At 39.4% G+C, this 24,260-nt stretch carries 20 protein-coding genes, 1 other RNA gene and 2 other annotated features; of the genes, 2 read left to right on the plus strand and 19 right to left on the minus strand.

The genetic code is table 11. The features are described from left to right. Nucleotides 1-65: 65 nt before the first annotated feature. From alaS to cymR, 9 genes are all read right to left on the minus strand, one after another. Nucleotides 66-2,699: an alanine--tRNA ligase gene (alaS, locus tag ACO1DI_RS07705; RefSeq protein ID WP_116742518.1), complete on the minus strand. Its 2,634-nt coding sequence runs from the start codon at nt 2,697-2,699 to the stop codon at nt 66-68. Nucleotides 2,700-2,824: 125 nt separating this feature from the next. After that, nucleotides 2,825-3,036 (minus strand) — a binding site (T-box leader). Between the two features lie 51 nt (nt 3,037-3,087). After that, nucleotides 3,088-4,149 carry an AI-2E family transporter gene (locus tag ACO1DI_RS07710; RefSeq protein WP_013059290.1) on the minus strand — a complete coding sequence of 354 codons (1,062 nt, stop codon included), beginning with the start codon at nt 4,147-4,149 and terminating at the stop codon, nt 3,088-3,090. 114 nt (nt 4,150-4,263) lie between these two features. Beyond that, nucleotides 4,264-4,398: a YrzQ family protein gene (locus ACO1DI_RS07715; RefSeq protein ID WP_013059291.1), complete on the minus strand. Its 135-nt coding sequence runs from the start codon at nt 4,396-4,398 to the stop codon at nt 4,264-4,266. A 25-nt stretch (nt 4,399-4,423) separates the two neighbouring features. Further along, nucleotides 4,424-4,615: a hypothetical protein gene (locus ACO1DI_RS07720; protein WP_013059292.1), complete on the minus strand. Its 192-nt coding sequence runs from the start codon at nt 4,613-4,615 to the stop codon at nt 4,424-4,426. Nucleotides 4,616-4,756: 141 nt separating this feature from the next. Beyond that, nucleotides 4,757-7,114: an ATP-dependent RecD-like DNA helicase gene (locus ACO1DI_RS07725; RefSeq protein ID WP_423145190.1), complete on the minus strand. Its 2,358-nt coding sequence runs from the start codon at nt 7,112-7,114 to the stop codon at nt 4,757-4,759. A 24-nt stretch (nt 7,115-7,138) separates the two neighbouring features. After that, nucleotides 7,139-7,798 carry a tetratricopeptide repeat protein gene (locus ACO1DI_RS07730; protein WP_013085089.1) on the minus strand — a complete coding sequence of 220 codons (660 nt, stop codon included), beginning with the start codon at nt 7,796-7,798 and terminating at the stop codon, nt 7,139-7,141. A gap of 157 nt (nt 7,799-7,955) precedes the next feature. Continuing rightward, nucleotides 7,956-9,068 (minus strand): tRNA 2-thiouridine(34) synthase MnmA, encoded by a 1,113-nt coding sequence (gene mnmA / locus ACO1DI_RS07735; RefSeq protein WP_014458148.1) that lies wholly within the window; start codon nt 9,066-9,068, stop codon nt 7,956-7,958. Nucleotides 9,069-9,174: 106 nt separating this feature from the next. Then, a complete protein-coding gene (locus tag ACO1DI_RS07740) occupies nt 9,175-10,317 on the minus strand; it encodes a cysteine desulfurase family protein (protein WP_042991874.1) in 1,143 nt (380 codons plus the stop codon). Between the two features lie 23 nt (nt 10,318-10,340). Next, nucleotides 10,341-10,757 (minus strand): cysteine metabolism transcriptional regulator CymR, encoded by a 417-nt coding sequence (gene cymR / locus ACO1DI_RS07745; RefSeq protein WP_013059297.1) that lies wholly within the window; start codon nt 10,755-10,757, stop codon nt 10,341-10,343. Nucleotides 10,758-10,982: 225 nt separating this feature from the next. Between cymR and ACO1DI_RS07750 the strand changes: the two genes are divergently transcribed. Further along, nucleotides 10,983-12,260, plus strand: coding sequence for a replication-associated recombination protein A (locus ACO1DI_RS07750; protein WP_014458146.1), 1,278 nt, complete (start codon nt 10,983-10,985; stop codon nt 12,258-12,260). A 46-nt stretch (nt 12,261-12,306) separates the two neighbouring features. On the opposite strand, the gene pstA is transcribed toward ACO1DI_RS07750, so the two are convergent. The 8 genes from pstA to ACO1DI_RS07790 all read right to left on the minus strand — a co-directional run bounded on the left by pstA (nt 12,307) and on the right by ACO1DI_RS07790 (nt 20,403). Continuing rightward, entirely contained in the window at nt 12,307-13,236 is a 930-nt protein-coding gene (gene pstA, locus ACO1DI_RS07755; RefSeq protein ID WP_014458145.1) for a phosphate ABC transporter permease PstA, read from the minus strand. After that, a complete protein-coding gene (gene pstC / locus ACO1DI_RS07760; protein ID WP_013059300.1) occupies nt 13,233-14,120 on the minus strand; it encodes a phosphate ABC transporter permease subunit PstC in 888 nt (295 codons plus the stop codon). Before pstC ends, pstA begins: the two co-directional genes overlap by 4 nt. A gap of 124 nt (nt 14,121-14,244) precedes the next feature. Next, nucleotides 14,245-15,129 (minus strand): phosphate ABC transporter substrate-binding protein PstS family protein, encoded by an 885-nt coding sequence (locus ACO1DI_RS07765; protein ID WP_014458144.1) that lies wholly within the window; start codon nt 15,127-15,129, stop codon nt 14,245-14,247. Between the two features lie 422 nt (nt 15,130-15,551). Then, nucleotides 15,552-16,316 carry a tRNA threonylcarbamoyladenosine dehydratase gene (locus ACO1DI_RS07770; RefSeq protein ID WP_098626985.1) on the minus strand — a complete coding sequence of 255 codons (765 nt, stop codon included), beginning with the start codon at nt 16,314-16,316 and terminating at the stop codon, nt 15,552-15,554. 162 nt (nt 16,317-16,478) lie between these two features. After that, nucleotides 16,479-16,660: non-coding RNA, 6S RNA (gene ssrS / locus ACO1DI_RS07775), on the minus strand. A gap of 118 nt (nt 16,661-16,778) precedes the next feature. Next, complete coding sequence (gene aspS, locus ACO1DI_RS07780) at nt 16,779-18,557, minus strand: aspartate--tRNA ligase (RefSeq protein WP_013059303.1); 1,779 nt, start codon at nt 18,555-18,557, stop codon at nt 16,779-16,781. A gap of 12 nt (nt 18,558-18,569) precedes the next feature. Next, entirely contained in the window at nt 18,570-19,838 is a 1,269-nt protein-coding gene (gene hisS / locus ACO1DI_RS07785) for a histidine--tRNA ligase (protein ID WP_014458141.1), read from the minus strand. A 68-nt stretch (nt 19,839-19,906) separates the two neighbouring features. Next, nucleotides 19,907-20,139: a binding site (T-box leader), on the minus strand. 87 nt (nt 20,140-20,226) lie between these two features. After that, a complete protein-coding gene (locus ACO1DI_RS07790; RefSeq protein WP_013059305.1) occupies nt 20,227-20,403 on the minus strand; it encodes a hypothetical protein in 177 nt (58 codons plus the stop codon). A 148-nt stretch (nt 20,404-20,551) separates the two neighbouring features. Here ACO1DI_RS07790 and ACO1DI_RS07795 point away from each other — a divergent pair, with 148 nt between their 5' ends. After that, entirely contained in the window at nt 20,552-21,454 is a 903-nt protein-coding gene (locus tag ACO1DI_RS07795; RefSeq protein ID WP_182420468.1) for an N-acetylmuramoyl-L-alanine amidase, read from the plus strand. Here ACO1DI_RS07795 and dtd read toward each other — a convergent pair. Together dtd and ACO1DI_RS07805 are read right to left on the minus strand one after the other, a co-directional pair. Next, the gene (gene dtd / locus ACO1DI_RS07800) at nt 21,445-21,906 is read right to left on the minus strand and encodes a D-aminoacyl-tRNA deacylase (protein WP_014458139.1); all 462 of its coding nucleotides are present in this window, start codon (nt 21,904-21,906) and stop codon (nt 21,445-21,447) included. The two genes, ACO1DI_RS07795 and dtd, sit on opposite strands and share 10 nt — an antisense overlap. A gap of 15 nt (nt 21,907-21,921) precedes the next feature. After that, nucleotides 21,922-24,120: a RelA/SpoT family protein gene (locus tag ACO1DI_RS07805; protein WP_014458138.1), complete on the minus strand. Its 2,199-nt coding sequence runs from the start codon at nt 24,118-24,120 to the stop codon at nt 21,922-21,924. Nucleotides 24,121-24,260: the final 140 nt, after the last annotated feature.

Raw genomic sequence — 24,260 nt, forward strand, 5'->3', positions numbered from 1 at the left:
AATTTGTGAACACATTGTGCACTATGCTAAGTCTTATTTATATTGTACACCAAGAAAGAGGAGAATTAAACGGATTTAACCCATTCTTCTACAGTGCCAAGTGCTTTTTCAATTTGGCTAGCGTCTTTCCCTCCAGCTTGCGCCATGTCAGGGCGTCCGCCTCCGCCTCCGCCGCAAATCGTCGCTACTTCTTTGACAAGTTTGCCAGCATGATGGCCTTTAGCAATTAAATCTTTTGTTACACCAGCAATAATATTTACCTTTTCACCTTGTGGAGAAGCTAATACGATCACCGCAGATTCTAATTTTTGTTTTAAATCGTCGACCATTGCACGAAGGTTATTCATATCCGTTGCATTTACTTTCGCTGCTAGTACATTCACACCATTAATGTTTTGCACGCGGTCAACGAGATTGCCAGCTTCAATATTGCCAAGCTTTGTAGATAGTGAATCATTTTCACGCTGAAGGTTACGGATTTCTTCTAGTAATCCTTCTACGCGTCCTACTAAATCACGCGGATTGGATTTTACTTTTGCTGCAGCTTCTTTTAGTAAGCCTACTTGATCGTTCATTAACTGATAGGCAGCTTTTCCAGTTACAGCTTCAATGCGTCGAGTACCTGCACCGATTCCCGATTCTGATACAATTTTAAATAAACCGATAACAGATGTATTTGGCACGTGACATCCACCACATAATTCTAAGCTGTAGTCGCCTACTTGTACTACGCGCACGATATCTCCGTATTTCTCACCAAATAGTGCCATTGCACCCATCGCTTTTGCTTCGTCAATTGCTTTGTTTTCAATTTGTACAGAGATGCTGTCCCAAATCTTTTCATTAACGATTTGTTCAATTTTCTCAAGCTCTTCCTGTGTCACTTGACCAAAATGAGAGAAGTCAAAGCGCAAGCGATCCGCTGTTACTAAAGAACCCGCTTGATTAACATGCGTTCCTAACGTATCTTTTAATGCTTGATGCAATAAATGCGTTGCCGTATGGTTTTTCACAATCGCACTGCGGTTTTCTTCATCAAGCGTTGCCGTATATGTTTCACCTTTTACAAGCTCACCGTTTGTTACAGATACCGTTTGGACATTTTGGCCGTTTGGCGCTTTTTGAACGTCTTTTACTTCAGCTGTTCCTGAAGCACTTTGGATCGTGCCTTGGTCCGCAATTTGACCGCCGCTTTCTGCGTAGAATGGCGTGTGGCTTAAGATGACTTGCGCTTCTGTTCCAGCCTCAGCGCGATCAACAAGCTCACCGTCTACAATAATTGCTTCAACAACTGTTTTTACTTCATTTTTATCATAGCCAACAAACTCACTTGCAACGGTTACTTCACCAAGTACGCCGCCTTGAACTTGCATAGAACTAGAATCTTGACGAGCAGCACGCGCACGCTCACGCTGTGCTTCCATTTCACGTTCAAAACCTGCATGATCAATTTTCATGTTCTCATCTTCTGCATATTCTTCCGTTAATTCAACAGGGAATCCATACGTGTCATATAAACGGAATACATCTTCGCCTTGTACCGTATCACTGTTTTGCGCTTTTTCCTTTTTAATAACAGTTGCCAAAATAGCTAGTCCGTCATTTAACGTTTCGTGAAAACGCTCTTCTTCATTTTTTACTACACGCTGGATAAAATCCGTTTTTTCCTTTACTTCCGGATAGAAATCAACCATGATTTCACCTACTACCGGCACTAGCTCGTACATGAACGGACGATTAATGTTTAACTTTTTAGCATAGCGAACTGCTCGGCGTAACAAACGGCGCAACACATACCCACGGCCTTCATTTGAAGGAAGCGCACCATCACCTACAGCAAATGTTACCGTACGAATATGGTCAGCAATGACTTTAAATGCCGTATCTTGCTCATCATTTGTACGATATTTAGCGCCTGAAATGTTTTCAGTTGCTTCAATAATTGGCATAAACAAATCTGTATCAAAGTTTGTTTGCACATCTTGAATAACAGAAACCATACGCTCTAAGCCCATTCCCGTATCAATGTTTTTCTTTGGAAGCGGCGTGTACGTATTATCAGGATTATGATTAAACTGAGAAAATACAAGGTTCCAAATTTCTAAATAACGCTCATTTTCTCCACCTGGATATAATTCCGGATCAGTTAGATCATTTCCATATGCTTCTCCGCGATCATAAAAGATCTCTGTATTTGGACCACTCGGACCTTCTCCGATATCCCAGAAATTACCTTCCAAACGAATGATGCGTTCTTTAGGCACGCCCATTTTTTCATTCCAAATCTTAAATGCTTCTTCATCTTCAGGGTGAACTGTTACAGATAGTTTATCTGCGTCGAATCCAATCCATTTATCGCTCGTTAAGAATTCCCATGCCCATTGGATTGCTTCTTCTTTGAAATAATCACCGATAGAGAAATTACCAAGCATTTCAAAAAACGTATGATGGCGAGCCGTTTTACCTACGTTTTCGATATCGTTTGTACGAATAGATTTTTGTGCGTTACAAATACGCGGATTTTGAGGAATAACACGACCATCAAAATATTTTTTTAATGTAGCTACTCCACTGTTAATCCATAATAAAGATGGATCTTCATGCGGAACTAAAGATGCGCTTGGTTCTACATCATGGCCTTTTTCTTTAAAGAAATCTAAATACATTTGACGAACTTGTGCTGACGTCAGTTTTTTCATGATTGGTCCTCCTTTAATACTCTTCTTATTTATAGACAAAAAAATGATGACATAAAAGCATCTATTTTCCCTGTGTCCAAAAGTAATTGCTAGTTATTTGCACACAAAAAAACTCTCATCCCTGTAGCAGGGACGAGAGTTGAACTCGCGGTACCACCCTGATTATAAATGCCAAAAGCATTTATCACCTTCATAGCGTTAACGTTGCTGACACGGCAGGTTTTAGCCTGCACTCTGGACTAGCGTTCCGCTGCTCTTTGTTTAGCGCTTCTTTCAGCCAAGGAAGCCCTTCTCTAAAAACCAGTGTGCAACGTACTCGATCCATCATTGTGTTCAAAATATGTAGCGTTTTCTTATGGCGATATTATGACAAATTAACCGCTCTTTGTCAATGTTTGAGCGTATAAGAGCGGATATGCAAAATAGATATTTTAATGACTGCTAAAATTGGCACAGCCAAAATGAGACCCAATACTCCTCCAAACTCTCCTCCTAAAAGGAGCGCAAGCATGATAAACAAAGGATGAATATGAAGACTCTTTCCTACGATAAGCGGAGACAGAACATTTCCCTCTAGAAACTGCAGCACAAAGATAATAATCACAATGGTGATAACCAGTTTTATCGAGATTGTGGCTGCAATAATAGCTGCTGGAACCGCGCCAATAATCGGGCCAAAATACGGGATGATATTCGTTACGCCAATAATAAAGCCTAAAAGAAGTGCATAAGGTACATGAAAGAACCACAGTGCTGCTGTGGCAATCACACCAATAATGAGACAAACAAAAAATTGCCCTCTAATGTAATTGCCGAGCGATTCATTCACATCCGATAAAAAACGTTCGCCTGGTTTGTGCCACTTTTTAGGTGTAACATAAGCTGTTGCTTTCTTAATAGAGGAAAAATCCTTTAGCATATAAAAAACAATAAATGGAATAATGATTAAAATCAAAAAAGAGGTAATCAATGATTTTAATCCTTCCGCCACTTTTGTAAGCCACACGTTGAGCGTAGCCTCTACATCATCAATGCTGCCTTCAATTTTTTCATGTACACCGTTTGGAAGTGAAGTTGTACGATCATGAATCGATTCTACCCAATGTCTATATGTATTCGTAAAATGAGGCAGCTGCTCGTTTAAATCTTTTACTTGTTCCACAAAAATAGGGTACGACTTATAGGCTCCAAATCCGATTCCTCCAAAAAAGATGATGTAGATCAGTAAAATAGCTAGAGGACGAGGCACGCCTTTGTCATGGGTTTTTTCAATAAGCGGATGAAGTAAATATGTAATGAATGCCGCAATAAAAAAAGGCAGCAGTGCTTTTAAAAACATGTAAATAACAGGAAGCCATAAAAACTGAACTTTAAAAAAGACTAATATGCACAGCAGCGCTAATAACAGCAGGCCGAATCTATAGAACCATTTGAATGAGCTATCTTTCAACGTAAACTCCTCCTCTCTTCTATTTTTTGATAAAGAAAGGAGTTTATACATGCAGTTGTCTCTTCTGCCTGTAAAAAAGCACTATTGCAGCTCAGTGCAATAGTGCTTTTTTTATTAGTGAATAGCTTTCATCATACGTTTACGCATTTTTTTCATATTTCTTTTTGTAAACATCTCTCGATCATCTGCCATTTTAAATGCATAAGCTCCAAGACCGAAAGCGACTACTGACGGAATGATTCTGCCCATTGCTCTTCCTCCCGGTAAAAAAGAATTAGAAATTGATTGTACGCTCGTCGTCTGAGAACAAATCATCAAGCGAGCTCAATGTTCCATCTTCTTCTACTTGGTGAGTATTAATTTGTCCTTTTGAAATAGTCATTTCAATAAAACAATTCCAGCAGTAATACTGATTTACACCAATTTTGCCAACGTCAATACTTTTACAGTTTGGACATTTAAACAAAGTCGACACCTCTTTATACGTTCTACTTATATAAACGCATTATGTCCACTTCTTTCCATGTCCATACTTTATTTTCTGACAATTAGCAAAGAAGGATGGCAACAAAGGAGTTTATTTAACTCTTTGTTAGCATGCGAAAGGTTACATAAAATCATACGGCGTAACGTTTTCCATCCCAATATTTGCATCTTTCATAAATGGAATTTCGGGATCTTCTATATCGTTATCTAAGCTTTCTCGAAGCAAGGGCTGTAGGTTCGTTTGTCGGACGCTGTCTTCATTTCGGCTGACTCCAAGCTGAAACGCTTCGTCTTCGCCGCATAAAATTAAAAATTGTTTACTTCGCGTAACGGCGGTATAAAGCAAATTGCGTCGCAGCATTCGGTAATAGCTTTTGACAATCGGAAGTACAACAATAGGAAATTCACTTCCCTGTGATTTATGGATGGAACAGCAGTATGCATGGGTTATTTGATTAAAGTCTTGCTTTGTGTAAGTTACTTCATTTCCTTCATATGAAATAACCAGCATATCCTGTTTTTCCGTATTTTCTTTGGCAAAGAAAACCGAGACGATTTCTCCCATGTCTCCGTTAAATACGTTGCTATCCGGCTGATTTACAAGCTGCAGCACTTTATCTCCGACTCGGTACGTAATATCTCCGTGCTTAAGCTCTCTTCTTTGCTCAGAAGCCGGGTTAAATAATTCCTGAAGAACTTCATTCAGTTTATCAATCCCTGTAGGACCTTTATACATAGGAGCTAAAACTTGAATATCTTTAGCCGTATAGCCTTTTTTTAACGCATTCCCGCAAACTTGTTGCACGACGTTTGTGATGTGCTGTCCTTGACAACGAATAAAGGAACGATCTCCTTGCTGCCTCGATAAGTCTTCCGGAAGCTTTCCTTTTTTTATTTCATGAGCCAAATCAATAATTGACGATCCTTCCGCTTGCCTGTATACATCCGTCAGGCGGACGGTAGGAACTACTTCTGAACTCAGTAAATCTTTTAACACCTGTCCCGGACCTACTGAAGGAAGCTGGTCTTCGTCTCCAACTAAAATAACCTGTAAATTAGCAGGAAGAGATTTAAACAGCTGATGAGCAAGCCACAAATCTACCATTGATACTTCATCCACAATCAGTAATTTTCCGTCAATTGGATTCTCCTCATTATGATCAAATCCTTCTTGTCCGTTCCATTTTAATAATCTGTGAATCGTAACCGCCGGAAGTCCCGTCGCTTCGCTCATTCGTTTAGCAGCTCGTCCAGTAGGTGCGACAAGTAAAACAGGAAAAGCTTCATCTTTTTTATAGTCCCCTGGATTTAACGAACATCCATGAAGTTCTGCATAGAGTTCGACTATTCCTTTAATAACTGTTGTTTTCCCTGTACCTGGTCCACCTGTTAAAAGAAGCATTGGAGACATTAAAGCGGTTTGTATACCCTTGCGCTGAGACGGTGCATATTGCACGTCTAATCGCTCTTCTAGCTCACCCAGAGCTAGTAAAAATTCTGATTCTGGAAACTGCTCTTCGTACTGCGTTTGAGCCATAATTGTTTGAATAGCTTTAACCAGTCCTTTTTCAGCATAAAAAAGGGGAGGAAAATAAATTTTTTCGTCTTGAATAATAAGCTTTTTGTCTGCTTTTAATGCGTCCACTTCTCTTGTAAGATCCATTTCAGACAGATTCTCATGCCTGCTTTTCCGAAGAAGCTCTGCTGTTTTTCCATACAGCTGATCTGCCGTGACGTATACATGTCCCATTTGATTGCATTCTTGCTCAATGACGTATAAAATACCCGCACGCAAACGATCAGGATGATTGGTTGCCATACCAAGTCTCTTTCCAAGTTCATCGGCCCGGCTAAAACCAATCCCTTGAATATCTTCTACGAGCTGATAAGGGTTATTTTGAACAATTTCAAGCGCTTCTTGTTTGTACGCTTGGAAAATCTTCATCGAAAGCTGCGGTCCAAACCCGAGGTCCGTCAGCTTTACCATTACTTCTTCTAACCCTTGATGTTCACGAAGCTGAGTGACTAAAGCTTCTGCCTTGTCGGCTGAAAGCCTCGGCACCTCTTTTAGCACAGACTCATTTTGTAAAATACGAAAGATAGCGCGTTCTCCTAGGGCGTCCACAATATTTTCAGCGGTTTTTTTACCGATTCCGTGAAATAAATCGCTAGATAGGTACTGAACAACCCCTTGCCTTGATTGCGGAAGTTCTTTTTTAAACTGTTCAACATGAAACTGCAGGCCGAACTTTGGATGCTCTTTGAAGTCCCCGTAAAACGTGTATACTTCATCTTCATTCAACTTAGGAAAATAGCCTGTAACAACCGTTTCTTTATCTTCAATCTCTAAATTTGTTTTTTTGATCCGTATCCGCGTAACGTTATATAAGTTTTCTTCGTTATGAAAGACCGTTACAATTGACGTGCCGCTTATATAATGACGTTCTGGCTGTGAAGGGTTCACTTGTTCTTCGTTCATGTTATCCTTCCTTTACCCGCTTTCTTAATGTTCTAATGTAGACAGAACTTGTTTGGCATTTGCTGCCATTACGTGATCTGGCTGCACGTTTAAAGCTTCATCTAACATTTCAATCGCCTTGTCTTTGTCATCTTTCATGGCATATGCTACGCCTAAATTATAAAAAGCATCGGCATGTTCTGGCTCTTGATTGACTACCTTAAGAAATTCAGCAATCGCTTCATCTACCATTTCCAGCTGTGCTAAACAAAGGCCGTACTGAAATTTTGCTTCTACATCATGTTCGTTTAGTTCGACTGCTCGCTGAAGATAAGGCATCGCAAAACGAATTTCTTCCATATGAAACAGCGTTAAACCAAGCATAAAGTACGCATCGGATGAATCTAAGCCTTTTTTGATTGCTAAATCAAAGTAGTGCTTTGCCTGCTCAAGCTGCTCTGCGTTAAAGTAAATGTTTCCTGCTCCGTAATAAGCTGTTGCCGTTTCTTCATCTAATTCAATCGCACGCTCATAAAATTTTAAAGCACGGTCCATTTCACTAACAGCCGCTAATAAATTACCAAAATTCACATACACAATCGGATCTTTTGGATTATCTTCAATTGCTTCTGAAAATGTTTTAGCTGCCTCTTCAAATTTCCCTTCCTGCATATACTGAATTCCTAGCTGATTTTTATCTGTCATTTTTTTGTTCACTCCACTGTTTTAATTATGATTTAAAAGATTTTCGCGTCATGAAAATCTAGAATATGTAAGTTGTTAGTTTACCCAATAATTAGAGTATATCATAGAAAAACCTCAGCTATATACAGCCGAGGTTTTTCGTTCTTGCTTATATGAATTATACGTACCAAATTTGCTCTTCTTCTTGAAATACTTTGTCAATAGTTGCTCCGCCAAGACATTCATCATCTTTGTAAAACACAACTGCTTGACCTGGCGTAATTGCGCGCACGGGTTCAGCAAAAATAACTTTAATTGTATCATCATCGACTTTTTCAACGGTTACTGCTGAATCGGTTTGACGATAGCGGAATTTTGCTGTGCACGTCATTGGTGACGACCAGTCACGGTCGCTGACCCAGCTGATATTTGTTGCTGTAAGAGATGTAGAATAAAGCAGCTCATTGTGAAAGCCTTGATCGACGTATAAAACGTTTTTTTCTAAATCTTTTCCAACTACAAACCAAGGTTCGCCGCTGCCTCCGATGCCTAAACCATGGCGTTGACCAATCGTGTAGTACATAAGACCGTCATGCTTGCCTTTCACTTCGCCGTCAAGCGTTTGCATCACACCTGGCTGAGCAGGAAGATACTGACTTAAAAATTCCTTGAAGTTGCGTTCACCAATAAAGCAAATACCTGTGCTGTCTTTTTTCGTTGCTGTAGCAAGGCCTGCTTCTTTTGCAATTTCACGCACTTTTGATTTCTCAATTTCACCAATTGGGAACATTACTTTTGAAAGCTGATCTTGTCCTAATTGATTTAAGAAATACGTTTGATCTTTATTTCCATCTACGCCTCGAAGCATTTTATACTCCCCGTCGCGGTACGCAACGCGTGCATAATGTCCTGTCGCTAGATAGTCTGCTCCTAGCGTCATTGCATGCTCCAAAAAGGCTTTGAATTTAATTTCTTTATTACACATTACATCAGGGTTCGGTGTACGACCTGCTTTATATTCATCTAAAAAGTAGGTAAATACTTTATCCCAATATTGTTTCTCAAAGTTGACTGCATAATAGGGAATACCAATTTGATTACATACGCGAATAACATCGTTATAATCTTCAGTCGCAGTACAAACGCCGTTTTCATCCGTATCGTCCCAGTTTTTCATAAAGATTCCGATCACATCGTATCCTTGTTGTTTTAATAAAAGAGCTGCTACAGATGAATCAACGCCTCCGCTCATTCCGACTACTACACGTGTATCTTTAGGTGATTTTGTCAACTTCGCCACCTCCGTTTTCTTCATTTTAATTAAATTGTTCGCTAAAAAGCGAAAGAAACGACACAAACCATCAGTGAGGGATGAAGACCCTACTGATGGCTGCTATTTACATCGTTAGTCGCTTAACGATGTTTGCTGTTTGACGTGCGGTTTTTTCAATTTGCTCAGCAGAGTTCCCTAAGCCAAAGCTAAATCGAATAGAAGTTGTTAAACGTTCAGAACCTTTTCCAAACATAGCAACAAGCACATGAGAAGGATCGATTGCTCCCGCTGTGCAAGCTGAACCGCTCGATGCCGCAATTCCTGCTAAGTCTAAATTTACGAGCATCGATTCAACATTTGTTTTTGGAAATGATAAATTTAACACATGTGGCAGAGAATTTTCAAGATGTCCGTTAATTTCAAATGAAATACCTTCTTCTTTCAACACAGCTACCATTATTTCTTTGTATCTTCTATATTCATCTGCACGTGTTTGCAGCGTTTGTTGCGAAATTTTCACAGCTTCTTCAAACCCGACAATACTTGTCATGTTCTCAGTTCCAGCTCGTCGTTTGCGCTCTTGTTCTCCTCCAAATAGTAAAGGAGACAGTGAAACGTGAGCAGCTGCATATAAAAAGCCCATCCCTTTTGGTCCGTTAATTTTATGAGCCGAAACGGATAAAAGATCGACACCTAATTGTTGCACATTTAACGGAATTAATCCATAAGCTTGCACTGCATCCGTATGGAAATATGCTCCATGTTCTTTTAATAGAGCCCCAATTTCTCCAATTGGCTGAATAGCGCCTACTTCATTATTTCCAAACATCACCGAGACAAGAATTGTTTGATTCGTCAGGGCCGATTTTATTTCATCTACGGATACTTGTCCATACTCGTCAACCGGCAAATATGTCACTTCAAAACCTTGTGTTTCTAGATATTCACACGTATGAAGCACAGCGTGGTGTTCAATTTGCGTGGTAATAATATGATTTCCTTTATGGCGGTTTGCGAGAGCTACTCCGATCAGTGCCATATTATCTGCTTCTGTCCCACCACTTGTAAAAATCAGTTCATTTTCGTGTGCTCCAATACTTGCTGCAATCGTTTGGCGAGCTTCGTCTAAGTAACGTCGACTCTCCCGCCCGTAGTGATGAATACTAGACGGATTTCCGAAGTACTCATGCATAAAAGTCGTCATTTTTTCAACGACTGCCGGATGTATTGGAGACGTTGCTGCATGATCAACATAAATACGTTCCAAAATAAACGCCTCCTAGCTCATTATTAAATATAAAACATATAAGACGCTTGATCGTCATCAGAATGATTTGCTAAATCTTCAAGCGTCGTACTATCTAGAACTTCTTTAACCGCATCTCGAATACGAATCCACAGCTCGCGTTTTGCAGGCTCTTCATCTTCAATTCCTTCTACAGGACTAATAGGACCCTCTAAAACAGAAATAATATCACCAGAGGTAATGTTAGCAGGTTCATGTGCTAAGATGTAACCTCCATAAGCTCCGCGCACGCTTTTTACAAGCCCAGCGTTACGCAGCGGTGAAATAAGCTGCTCCAAATAATGTTCAGATAAATCGTGGGTTTGAGCAATAGTCTTAAGCGAGATAGGACCTTCGCCAAAGCGCTTTGCAAGCTCAATCATAATCGTTAAACCGTAGCGTCCTTTTGTTGAAATTTTCATACGATACACTCCTTCAATACACTTTTTTATTTATGAAAAAAATAAGACCCTCACGTTGTCACTGAATGCTGTGATGAGTCGTTTTTTACTAAGCTATATGAACTTCTCTATACACGTTTCTTGCAAATGTTACTGCTGATATTATAACATACTATGCCTATAAGATAAATTTCCACCACCTATTCACCTCTTGTGATACAGTGAAAGAAAAGAAAGGAGAAAAACATGGCTACAAAACCTCTCGCATTTCGAATGCGTCCGACTCATTTAGATGACGTTATTGGGCAGCAGCATTTAGTTGGCAAAGATAAAATGATTTATCGAATGGTAAAAGCAAATCACTTAAGCTCGATGATTTTATATGGACCTCCAGGCGTTGGAAAAACAACAATTGCCACAGCCATTGCAAAAACAACCAACACGGCGTTTCGTCAATTAAATGCCGTTGTAAACAATAAGAAAGATATGGAAATTGTCGCCGAAGAAGCCAAAATGTCAGGCAAAGTAATTCTGCTGTTAGATGAAGTGCATCGCCTTGACAAAGCCAAGCAAGACTTTTTGCTTCCTTATTTAGAAAACGGCATGATCATTCTAATCGGAGCGACAACAAGCAATCCTTATCACGCGATTAATCCTGCTATTCGAAGCAGGTGCCAAATCTTCGAATTAAAATCTCTTACGCCAGATGATATCAAAATGGCGCTAACAAGAGCACTCAACGACTCATCCAATGGATTTGGAGATAGAAAAATTATCATAGAAGATGATGCTATGAACCACTTTGCCAACAGCTGTAACGGTGACGTGCGCTCAGCTTTGAATGCTCTGGAACTGGCTGTTTTATCAACAGGTGAAAGCGATGGTAAAATCGTTATTACCTTACAAACGGCAGAAGAATGTCTGCAGCAAAAATATTTTTCACATGATAAAAATGGTGACGCTCACTATGATGTATTATCGGCTTTTCAAAAATCAATTCGCGGCAGCGACGTAAATGCCGCTCTTCATTATTTAGGACGGCTAATTGAAGCAGGAGACTTGATCAGCATCAATCGTCGCCTTTTAGTCATTGCCTATGAAGACATTGGACTAGCTGATCCGGATGCTGGCATGAGAACTCTAGCAGCTATTCAAGCAACCGAGCGATTAGGACTTCCAGAGGCTCGTATTCCGCTTGCAAACGCCGTCATTGAGCTTTGCCTATCACCGAAGTCCAACGCTGCTTACAAAGCATTAGATGAAGCAATAAGTGATATTAAAAAAGGGTTGTCCGGCGACGTTCCCCCTCATTTGAAGGATGCTCATTACAAAGGAGCAGAGAACCTTGGCCGAGGCGTTAAATATCAATATCCGCATGATTTTGATAACGGATGGGTCCTTCAACAGTATTTACCGGATCGCATCAAAAACAAACAATATTTTCATCCTAAACAAAATGGACAAGAAAAATACTTTTCAAAAGTTTTCAATCGTTTAGAAACATTAAAAAAAGAAAATGGCTGAAACTGTTGCTCAGTTTCAAAGCCATTTTCTTTTTTGTCTTTATCTATTAAGCTGCACTTTTAACGTCTTTTCGTTTTTTCGTTTTTGTTGAACCTTTAAAGTAGCTGTCTAAAAGTTTAGCGACTAAACGAGCGACTATGTTAAACAACAGAACCATAATGATTAGAATAGCTGCTGACTTTGTTGCAATCAATCTTGCATCAGGTACGATTCCTTCAGAGTTTAATTTCCAAATGTGGACGGCAAGCGTCTCTGCTGGTCGAAAAATATTAAACGGGTTTACAGGACTCGTTAAGTCAGCATTTGAATTTAACATCGGCGTCGTTAAGCCAGCCGTATAAATCAGCGCAGCTGCCTCTCCAAAGATTCGTCCCGCTGTTAAAATAACGCCTGTGATAATTTGTTGAATTGCTGATGGAATGACGACTTTGACAATTGTCTGCCATTTAGTCGCACCTAAACCTAAACTTGCTTCTTTTACACTCGCAGGAACAGATGCAATCGCACTTTCACATACGCGCGTTAAACCCGGTAAATTTAAAATCGTAATCACAAGTGCTCCGCCGATAAGCGTATAGCCCCAGCCTGAAAATGTAACGAAAATTAATAATCCAAATAAACCAACTACAATGGACGGTAACGACGCCATTGTTTCAATACACAAGCGGACGAAATTTAAGAAACGACCTTGCTTCGCGTACTCCGCTAAGTAAATTCCGGCTCCTAAACCAAGAGGAATAGAAATGATCAGCGTTAAAACAAGCATGTAGAACGAGTTAAACAGCTGGGGTCCGATACCGCCTCCTGCCATCGTATTGCTTGGCTTTCCAAATAAAAAGTTCGGATCCCAAAATCCCCAGCCTTTAGCGATAATTTCAACAACTAAATACACTAATAGCGCAACAACTAGAGCGGCAATACCATAAAAAATACCTGTCCATATATTATTTACTGTGCGTGCATTTTTGTTTCTCATTGATGAGCACCTCGTTTCCCAATTGCTCGGATAATTAAAATGAACACGAAAGAAATAAGCAGTAAAATCATGGCTAACGTCCACAATGCGTTATTCCATGCCGTTCCGTTTAACGTATTAGACATATCCATTGTTAAAATACCTGTTAATGTTGCGGTTGGGCTATATAAGCTTTCAGGAAGCTTAACCGTATTTCCGATAACCATTTGAACAGCTAGCGCTTCTCCGAATGCGCGAGCAAGCCCTAAGACGATACCTGTTAAAATACCTGTTTTAGCAGATGGAATAATGACTCGGCTAATTGCCTGCCATCTTGTTGAACCTAGTCCATAAGAAGCTTCTAAATATTCAGGTGCTACGCTTCGAATTGCATCGTCAGCAATACTTGCAATTGTCGGAAGAATCATGACGCTTAAGACAATAATTCCGGCAATCAAACTAAAGCCCACTCCGCCGAAGTTATCGCGAAGAAGCGGTACTAAAATGGTAACCCCTAAAAGACCGTATACCACTGAAGGAACTCCGACTAAAAGTTCTAAAACCGGTCGTAAAACCGTTGACCCAAATTTAGGCGAAATATAGTTGTTAAAAATGGCGATAGCAATTCCAATTGGAGCACTTATAATAACGGCTCCGATTGATACAAGCATGGAACCCAGTATAAACACAAGCGCCCCGTATTCTTTATTGTTTGGGCTCCATTTTGTTGAAGTCAACATTTCACCGATTGATATATTACTTTGTAAAAATGACTGTATGCCTTTTTCACAAATAAATACGATAATAGCTAACGTAACAAGTACAATTAAAATACCGCAAAATGTAGAAAGCGTACGGCCAATGTATTCGCTTTTTACATAATTAATGGATTTTTTCCCCTTCATCGCTCTGTCTCCTTACATATTCAGTATATATTCGCTTTTCTTTTTATTCGCTATATACTTTATTAACATTCAAATAGAATAAGACTGACTGTGTTAGTCAGCCCTATTCTTTTTAAAAACACTCTTATTTTTTGAATTCAGTCATTGGGATATAGCCCATATCTTCTACTTGCTTAGCAAAATCTTTACCAGCTACATAGTCAATGTACTCTTTTGCACCATCTTTTGGCTCACCGTTTGTAATCATGTACTCATAAGACCAGAACGGATATTTTTTAGAAACAATGTTTTCTGTTGTTGGCTCTACGCCATCGATATTAAGCGTTTTTAAACTTTCTTTTTTATCCCCAATTAAATACGACATAGCAAGGTAACTTACTGCTCCTGGCGTTGAGTTTACTGATTGCTCAACCGCTCCGTTTGAATCTTGAGCTGTACCAACGCTGTCATTTACTTTTGCGTCACCCATTAATGTTTTCTCAAATGTAGCACGCGTACCAGATGATGCTGGACGGTTAATTACGTTGATTTTTTCGTCGTTTCCGCCAACTTCTTTCCAGTTTTTAATTTCACCAGAGAAAATCTTTTGAATTTGCTCTTTTGTTAACGATTCTACTTTTACATCTTTATTTACAACAAGTGCGAACCCGATGCCCGCTACTTTCGTATCGACAAGTTTATCTGCTTTTGATTTATCTTCGATTTTATCGGCTGCTGGAACGTCAGAGTTTCCAATGTCAACTGCTCCTGATGCTACTTGGTTAACACCAGTTCCACTACCTCCGCCTTGTACCGTTACTGAAAGGTTTGGATATTTTTCAGTAATTCCATTCGCTGCTTCTTCTGCAAGTGGTTGTAAAGCTGTAGATCCCGCCGCTGTTAACGTACCTGAAACTTCTTCTTTGCTGCCCGAACCACTGTCGTTGCTCGCTCCGTCTTTACCACATGCTGCTAGTGCTCCTACCATTAAAAAAGCTGCTAATGTTACTTTAAAACCCTTTGTTTTCATTACATTACCCTCCAATAAATATATGTGTAATTAGTACTAGTCCTTTGTACTCGAACAACAGGTACAAGACACATTATACGAGTAGATTGTTGTCTTTATATGAATTGAATTTTAAGTTACTGTAAACTTACTTATTTGGGGTTTATTTTTTCTTATTTCTATCAAAACCCTTGATATATAAGACTTTCTGAATATTACTGTAGAAGATACAAAAGAAAGAAAGCCAAAACGTAAATTTTATGTAAATAAATCGTTAAATAAATTTACATAAATCTCTTTTTTTAATACAGTGTAAATCCACCTTCAAGCCATATTTTTCAATTTATTAGTACTTTTTATACATATCAAACAGAAAATTCCATCCAAAGCATAAATAGAACAGATATTTCCATAAAAAAAAGAAGGCTGCGATAGCCTTCTTTTTATTGATCACCTACGCGGCGAATTTTAATATCACTTAATAATTCATTGATAACATGACCGCCCATAATTAATCCTGCTACAGATGGAACAAAAGCATTAGAAGATGGGGGCATTTTCGCTTTTCGAATTTGCGCTTGATCGTTTCCTACTTCTTTGCGAACTTCTTCGCGAATAACGATTGGACGCTCATCAGAAAAAACGACGTTAATTCCTTTGCGAATTCCTTCTTTACGCAGACGAGTACGAACCACTTTTGCAATCGGATCTGTATGTGTCTTTGAAATGTCTGCAATTTTAAAACGTGTTGGATCCATTTTATTCGCAGCACCCATACTTGAAATAATCGGAATATCACGTTTTAAACATTCTTTCATTAAATGAATTTTATACGAAATCGTATCGGATGCATCCACTACAAAGTCCGGTTTGTAACTAAAGAACTCTTCATACGTTTCTTCCGTATAAAACATTTGAAGAGAAACGACGTCACAGTCTGGGTTAATATCCAAAATACGCTTTTTCATTAATTCTGTCTTGGGCTGACCTACCGTAGAAAGCAGCGCGTGAATTTGACGATTTACGTTTGTAATATCAACATCGTCTTTATCTACAAGAATTAAACGCCCTACTCCTGACCGAGCCAAAGCCTCAGCAGAAAATGACCCTACTCCTCCTATCCCTAAAATAGCAACGGTGCTGCCTTTTAAAGTAGCTAGCCCTTCTTTTCCTATCGCCAGTTCATTACGCGAAAACTGATGCAACATGTTAAAACACTCCTCTATTAAATACACCAACGTGTATGATTAATTCAAATAAACAACGAAATTGACTATACCATATTTTTAGCAAAACGAACATGAGCATTCGTTATTTATCCATAAAAAAACTCTATGCAAATAATTACATAGAGGATTTCTTATATGTATGCTAGTCCCGATCGTGCCGTCTCGAGTGCCTTCGTTTTGAACCCGCTCTCGGCAGGTGGGTGCTCTGCTTTAACCATTGTAAGTCCCCGAGATGGGGCATGTACGCTCGTTAAAAACTCCGAGCTCCCAAGCAAAAAATTGTTCGGTCAAAACTGGATTAAGGACGAACACATCAGGACTATTTAGTTCTTGAAAGTATCTTATCACAGAAAAAATCACTTTGCAATTAATAAGTAAAACAAAAAAATCGAGCCTGTCATGTTCCAGTGACAGGCTCGATTTAACAGACGGTTCAATCGATTACGCTTCTGTTTTTTGCTTTTTTACCTGCAAATGAAGCTCGTCTAATTGCGCCTCACTTACTTCACCAGGTGCGTTTGTTAATAGACAGCTTGCACTTGCTGTTTTAGGGAAGGCAATTGTATCGCGCAAGTTTGTGCGTCCTGCTAGAAGCATAACCAAACGGTCAAGGCCTAACGCAATTCCGCCGTGGGGAGGAGTACCGTATTCAAATGCTTCAAGTAAGAAACCGAACTGCTCATATGCTTCTTCTAATGTAAATCCAAGCGTTTTAAACATTTTTTCTTGAATATCACGCTCGTAAATACGTAAAGATCCTCCGCCAAGTTCGTAACCATTCAATACTAAGTCATATGCTTGTGCACGGACTTGTCCAGGATCGCTTTCTAACATTGGTAAATCTTCACGAACTGGCATTGTGAATGGATGATGAGCTGCGTAGTAACGGTTGTCTTCTTCGTCATGCTCAAGAAGAGGCCAATCAGTTACCCATAGGAAGTTAAATTTCGTTTCATCAATAATTCCTTGTTCTTTTGCAAGCTTTAGACGAAGAGCGCCAAGTGCATCTGCTACAACTGACTTTTTATCAGCTACAAATAAAAGTAAATCTCCTTCTTCCGTTTGAAGAGCTTCAGCAAATTGCTTTTGCTCATCTTCATTGAAGAATTTTGCAATCGGTCCTTTTAAGCCGTCAGCTTCAACTTTCAGCCATGCTAACCCTTTAGCACCGTAAATTTTCACGAACTCTGTTAGAGCATCGATATCTTTACGTGAATAGCTAGAAGCGGCACCTTTTACATTAATCGCTTTTACTTCTCCGCCGTTTTCAACTGCTGCGCTAAATACTTTGAACCCGCAGTCTTTCACAAGCTCTGATAAGTTGACTAGCTCCATTTCAAAACGTGTATCCGGCTTATCTGAACCGTAGCGGCTCATCGCTTCATCATATGACATGCGCGGGAAAGGCGTCGTTACATCTAAATCTTTTACACGCTTCATTACTTTAGACATCATTTCTTCCGTCATTGTCATGATGTCCTCTTGAGATAAAAATGATGTTTCAATATCGATTTGAGTAAATTCAGGCTGACGATCTGCACGCAAGTCCTCATCGCGGAAGCAGCGAGCAATTTGATAGTAACGCTCAACTCCGCTTACCATTAGCAACTGCTTAAAGATTTGCGGTGATTGAGGAAGAGCATAAAACTCTCCTTCGTGCACGCGGCTTGGCACAAGATAATCACGTGCGCCTTCTGGCGTACTTTTCGTTAGAATAGGTGTTTCAACATCTAAAAAGTCATTTTGATCTAAGAAGTCACGAATTGTTTTTGTAATGTCATTACGCATTTTAAGCGTGTTAAACATCTCAGAACGTCGAAGGTCTAAATAACGATATTTTAATCGAACATCTTCTGATACTTCCGTTTGATCCGCAATAGCAAAAGGAGGTGTTTTGGCTTTGTTTAATACCGTAATCTGCTCAGCGTGAACTTCAATTTTACCAGTTTTCAAGTTCGGGTTAACGGTTCCCTCTTCACGAGCTACAACAGTTCCTTGCACTTCCAGTACGAATTCATTACGTACATCTTCAGCAATCTTTAGCGCTTCAGCAGATTTTTCAGGATTAAATACAACCTGTACAACTCCGCCGCGGTCGCGTAAATCAATAAAGATTAATCCTCCTAAATCACGGCGTTTTTGAACCCATCCTTTTAATAGAACTGTTTCACCTGTTGCTTGTTCTGTTACATCTCCACAGTAGTATGAACGTTTTGTCATCATGGTTCCCCCTTATACTTGTTCTTGCAAATAGCCGACCAATTGATCAATTGATACTTCTTGCTGTTCGCCAGATTCCATATTCTTTACGTTTACAACTTGTTTTGCTAGCTCATCTTCACCTAGAACAACAACAAATTTTGCTTGTACACGATCAGCTGCTTTGAACTGAGCTTTCATTTTTTTATCTTGATAATCTTTATCGGCTACAAAGCCTGCACGTCGAAGCGTATTTACAATTGAAACGGATTTTTCTTTTGCTTCATCGCCCATGGTTACTACATAGCAATCTACGCCTGTTTCTACCGGCAGCTCAATTCCTTCTGCTTCCAATGCTGATAATAAACGTTCGATACTTAAAGCGAATCCGATACCTGGTGTTTCAGGTCCGCCTATTTCTTGAATCAGCCCATTATAACGGCCTCCGCCACAAAGAGTTGTAATGGCGCCAAATCCTTCTGCTTCACTCATTAGTTCAAATGCTGTGTGATTATAATAATCTAACCCGCGTACTAGCGTCGGATCTACAACATAGTCAATGTCTAAATCGGTTAAGTACTGCTGTACTTTTTCAAAATATTCTTTTGAATAGTCGTTTAAATAATCAAGAATAGACGGCGCTGTAGCCATCAGTTCATGGTCACGATCTTTTTTACAGTCTAAAATACGAAGAGGATTTTTCTCCAATCTGCTTTGGCAGTCGCTGCAAAACTCTCCAATGCGAGGTGCAAAGTGGTCAATAAGCGCTTGACGGTGAGCTTGACGACTTTCTGTATCTCCCAAACTGTTAACAACCAACTTTAATTTTTTCAATCCAAGCGATTGGTAAAAGCTCATTAACAGGGCAAGAACTTCAGCATCAATAGCTGGATCATTTACCCCTAATGCTTCTACGCCAAACTGAACGAATTGACGGAAACGTCCCGCTTGAGGTCGTTCATAGCGAAACATAGGACCGATATAAAACAGCTTGGTTGGCTGCGTTGGATTTCCAAACATTTTATTTGAAACAAATGATCGTCCAACTGCAGCTGTTCCTTCTGGGCGAAGCGTTAAGCTGCGGTCACCTCGATCTTTAAATGTGTACATTTCTTTTTGCACGATATCTGTTGTTTCTCCCACTCCGCGCAAAAATAATTCAGTGTGTTCAAACATTGGTGTACGAATTTCTTGGTAGTTGAACGCACGGCAGATTTCTCTTGCTCGCTGTTCAACAAACTGCCAATATTCTACTTTGCCCGGTAAAATATCTTGTGTGCCTCTAGGTATTTGAACTGACATAACGTGATATGCCTCCTATATTTAAAATTTACAATACAAAAAAACTCTCGCCTCTACTATTTTTCCATAGTAGGGACGAGAGTTAATCTCACGTGGTACCACCCTAATTGAAACATATGACATGTTTCCACTCATTTCGTTAACGCACGAACACGTTCATCTCCTACTAAGTTTCCCTTTTCAGAGTGAAGCCTCCTGAGTGTTCTTTCATAAAGTCATCATGTAGAAATGCTTTCAGCCTAAGACATTTCCTCTCTAGCCATGTGTCATCTTTACTACTTTTCTCAATCTTTGGCTTATCAATATAAAAATGTTATACATTCATTTTAATTTAGCAATTGCTTTCTATATTACGAATGAAATGAGCAGTTGTCAAGCACCTTTCATGTTAAGAGCGGTCTAATTGTTTTCTTAGTTTCTGAATATCTCGAAGCGTTAAACCAAATTCAGAAGCCAATTCAAGGGATGAAGCTTCACTTTCTCTGTCAATAAAATCATGAAAATGAATGCCAAATACCGGATTTACCTGCTGAAATGATTGTTCACCTTTTTCACTAAACTTCATCGTTTCTTCCTCCCTGCCTACACTTACTTATCCTTTTATTAGCATTGCCCAAAAAAGATGTTTTTACATAAGAGAAAGGATTTTTTTTATTTTCATCGAATACTCTATTTTGTTATAAAAAGGAGGTCTATCTATTCGCTATCTAAACATGAAGTCTGTATCTGTTTTGGCTGCAAGTATCCTTTTGTTACTGTGCTCTTCCTCATTTGAGCGCCCAAACGTACCGGTGCATCACCCCATTATTGTAACAGCTGACTCTCTTCATGTACGGAGCGGTCCAGGACGTTCATTTTCAATTACAAATAAATTGACGAAGAATACAAAACTATCCGTTTCAGACCTTCAAGGAGACTGGTACTATGTAGAAAGCTCGGATATTCAAGGCTGGGTGTTTAAAAAATTCACGAAAACCGTAGCGCTCCGCAGCGTTCAGCCTAGCATGCAGGTAGCGCAGCGCCAGCCTGTTTATACGCTGAGTAAAAGCTTCCGGCACCTAAAGGGCAAAACAATTATTATTGATGCAGGCCATGGAGGAAAAGACAAAGGAGCCATCGGCACACAGGGCACATATGAAAAAGACCTCACTCTCCGAACAGCACTTATTTTACAAAACAAACTTCAAAAAGAAGGCGCACACGTCATTTTAACCCGCACCCATGATGAGTACCTTCTACTTTCACAGCGCACGCTGCAATCGACTAAAGCTGATGCCTTTATAAGCATTCACTACAACAGTACGAACAGCTCACAGCTAACTGGCCTTATGACGTATTATTACCATCAGCATCAGGACAGTCCACTCACACATTCTATTCATCAGTCCCTTATTAATCATGCAAAATTGAAAGACAAAGGAGAACGTTTTGGAAACTATTATGTTCTTCGCGAAAATACACGTCCGAGTACATTAATTGAACTGGGCTTTTTAAGCAACGAACGGGAAGAAACGTATATTAATTCCATCAGTTATCAGCAAATGATTACGTCCGCTATCGCTGAAGGATTAAATCACTACTTTCAAGAAAAAGAAAAAACGCAGGCTCATCTGTGAGCCTGCGTTTTTTCTTTGCTTTCTACAATAAGTGTGACCGGTCCGTCATTCGTAAATGATACGTCCATCATTTCGCCAAATGCGCCGGTTTCTACTCGAATATTTTTTTCTGATAATACTTTATTAAAGTAATTGTAAATCGTTACAGCATGATCTGGCCTAGCAGCTCCCATAAAGTTTGGTCTTCTGCCTTTGCGGCAATCTCCGTACAGCGTAAATTGAGATACCGATAAAATTTCCCCTTCTACATCTAAAAGCGATAAATTCATTTTGCCAGACTCATCTTCAAACACTCGCAAATTCACAATTTTGTCCGCCACATACTCTGCATCAGCTTCAGTATCGTCATGGGTAATACCCACTAAAAGCATATACCCATGCTTAATCTCACCGACCGTCTCACCTGCAACAGTTACTTTTGCATTCTTTGCTCTTTGTACGACTACTCTCATGTATAACGACCTTTCTTAATGCATAATTCGGCGAACTGAATAAATGTCTCTAAGCTGCTTAATGCGCTCAACCACTTTATGAAGATGACTGATGTTATGAATAGAAATTGACATATGAATCGTAGCCATTTTGTTTCGGTCCGATTTTCCTGACACGGCTGATATATTCGTTTTAGTCTCGTTTACAACCTGCAGAACTTCATTTAGTAAGCCTCTGCGGTCGTATCCAGAAATTTCAATTTCCACGTTAAACTCTTTGCCTTCTTTAATATGTGTTTCCCACTCTACAGGAATAAGGCGGCTTTCAGCATCATCTGTGTGAACATTTAAACAATCTGCTCTATGAACAGATACTCCCCGCCCCTTGGTAATAAAACCAACAATCTCATCTCCGGGAACTGGATTACAGCATTTAGACAAGCGAATCAGCATATTCTCTACACCCGGTACGATAACTCCGGAATCTTTTCGTTTATGCTGGCGAACACGCTTAGCTGCAGTGTCGCGTGCAATATCATCAATTTGGATCTCTTGTTCTTGATCGCGCTGTTTTCTCCACTTCTCCGTTAAACGATTAGCTACTTGAGCCGCAGTTAATCCGTTATATCCAATAGCTGCATACATATCATCTTCATTTGAGAAATTAAACTTCTCCGCTACTCGTTTGATATTATCAGCTGTTAATACTTCTTTTAAGTCAAACTCCATTTGACGTATTTCTTTTTCAACCAGCTCTTTGCCTTTTTCAATATTTTCATCGCGGCTTTGCTTTTTAAAGAATTGGCGAATTTTATTTTTTGCTTGAGACGTTTGAGCAAGCTTTAACCAGTCCTTGCTTGGACCATATGAATGCTTAGACGTCAAAATTTCGATAATGTCGCCCGTTTTCAAACGGTAATCAAGCGTAACCATCTTGCCGTTGACTTTTGCTCCAATGGTTTTATTTCCGATTTCAGAATGAATGCGATAGGAAAAATCAATTGGAACAGAACCCGAAGGAAGCTCAATGACGTCGCCTTTAGGTGTAAAGATGTAAACCATGTCAGAAAATAAATCAACTTTTAGAGATTCCATAAACTCTTCTGCATCGTTTGCGTCATTTTGAAATTCTAAAATTTCTCTAAACCACGTTAACTTCTCTTCAAACGAAGCATGCTCAGCTGTTTTTCCTTCTTTGTAAGCCCAGTGAGCAGCAATCCCATACTCAGCAATTTGGTGCATGTCAAACGTTCGAATTTGAACTTCTAACGGATCACCTTTTGGTCCGATAACCGTCGTATGAAGAGACTGGTACATATTTTGTTTTGGCATCGCAATATAATCTTTGAAACGCCCTGGCATTGGCTTCCAGCACGTATGGATAATTCCTAACACCGCATAGCAATCTTTAATGCTATTTACAATAATGCGCACAGCTAGTAAATCGTAAATTTCATTAAACTGCTTGTTTTGCAGTGCCATTTTACGATAGATGGAATAAATATGTTTTGGACGTCCTGAAATTTCTACTTTAATCGACACTTCATCTACCTGCTCACGAACTTCATCAATCACTTCAGCCAAATATTGCTCGCGTTCCGCACGCTTTTTCTTCATCAAATTTACAATGCGATAATATTGCTGAGGATTTAAGTAACGTAAAGCTGTATCTTCAAGCTCCCACTTAATTTTTGAAATACCGAGACGATGAGCAAGAGGAGCAAAAATTTCAAGCGTTTCATTTGAAATGCGTCGCTGCTTTTCCTGCGGTAAATGCTTTAGCGTACGCATGTTATGAAGGCGATCCGCAAGTTTGATCAGTATGACTCGAATATCTTGAGCCATCGCTACAAACATTTTGCGGTGATTCTCAGCCTGCTGCTCTTCTTTAGACTTATATTTAATTTTTCCAAGTTTCGTTACGCCGTCTACTAGCATTGCTACTTCTTCGTTAAAAGCTTTTTCTAAATCTTTTAATGTTATCTCTGTATCTTCAACCACATCATGTAGAAATCCAGCTGCAATTGTTGCTGGATCCATATCTAAATCAACTAAAATTCCTGCGACTTGAATCGGGTGGATAATATATGGTTCACCCGACTTGCGATATTGTTCTTTGTGAGCTTCTTTTGCAAAATCATATGCTTTTTGTACAAAAGCCACATCTTCTTCACTTAAATACCGCTTCGTATTGTCAATGACCTGTTCCGCTGTTAGGACTTGCTCATTTGCCATGAAATCACCTTTTATCAACTAGCATTTTTAATTCATATTGTAACTATTATCTTGAAAAAATCCAAGGATGTAAAGCCTTTGCGTTTAATTTATGAAATTTACATCATTTCCATTTTACGTATTAACGTTTTTTAACGAAA

The organism is Priestia sp. 40, from assembly GCF_049368575.1.
Taxonomy (GTDB): domain Bacteria; phylum Bacillota; class Bacilli; order Bacillales; family Bacillaceae_H; genus Priestia; species Priestia zanthoxyli.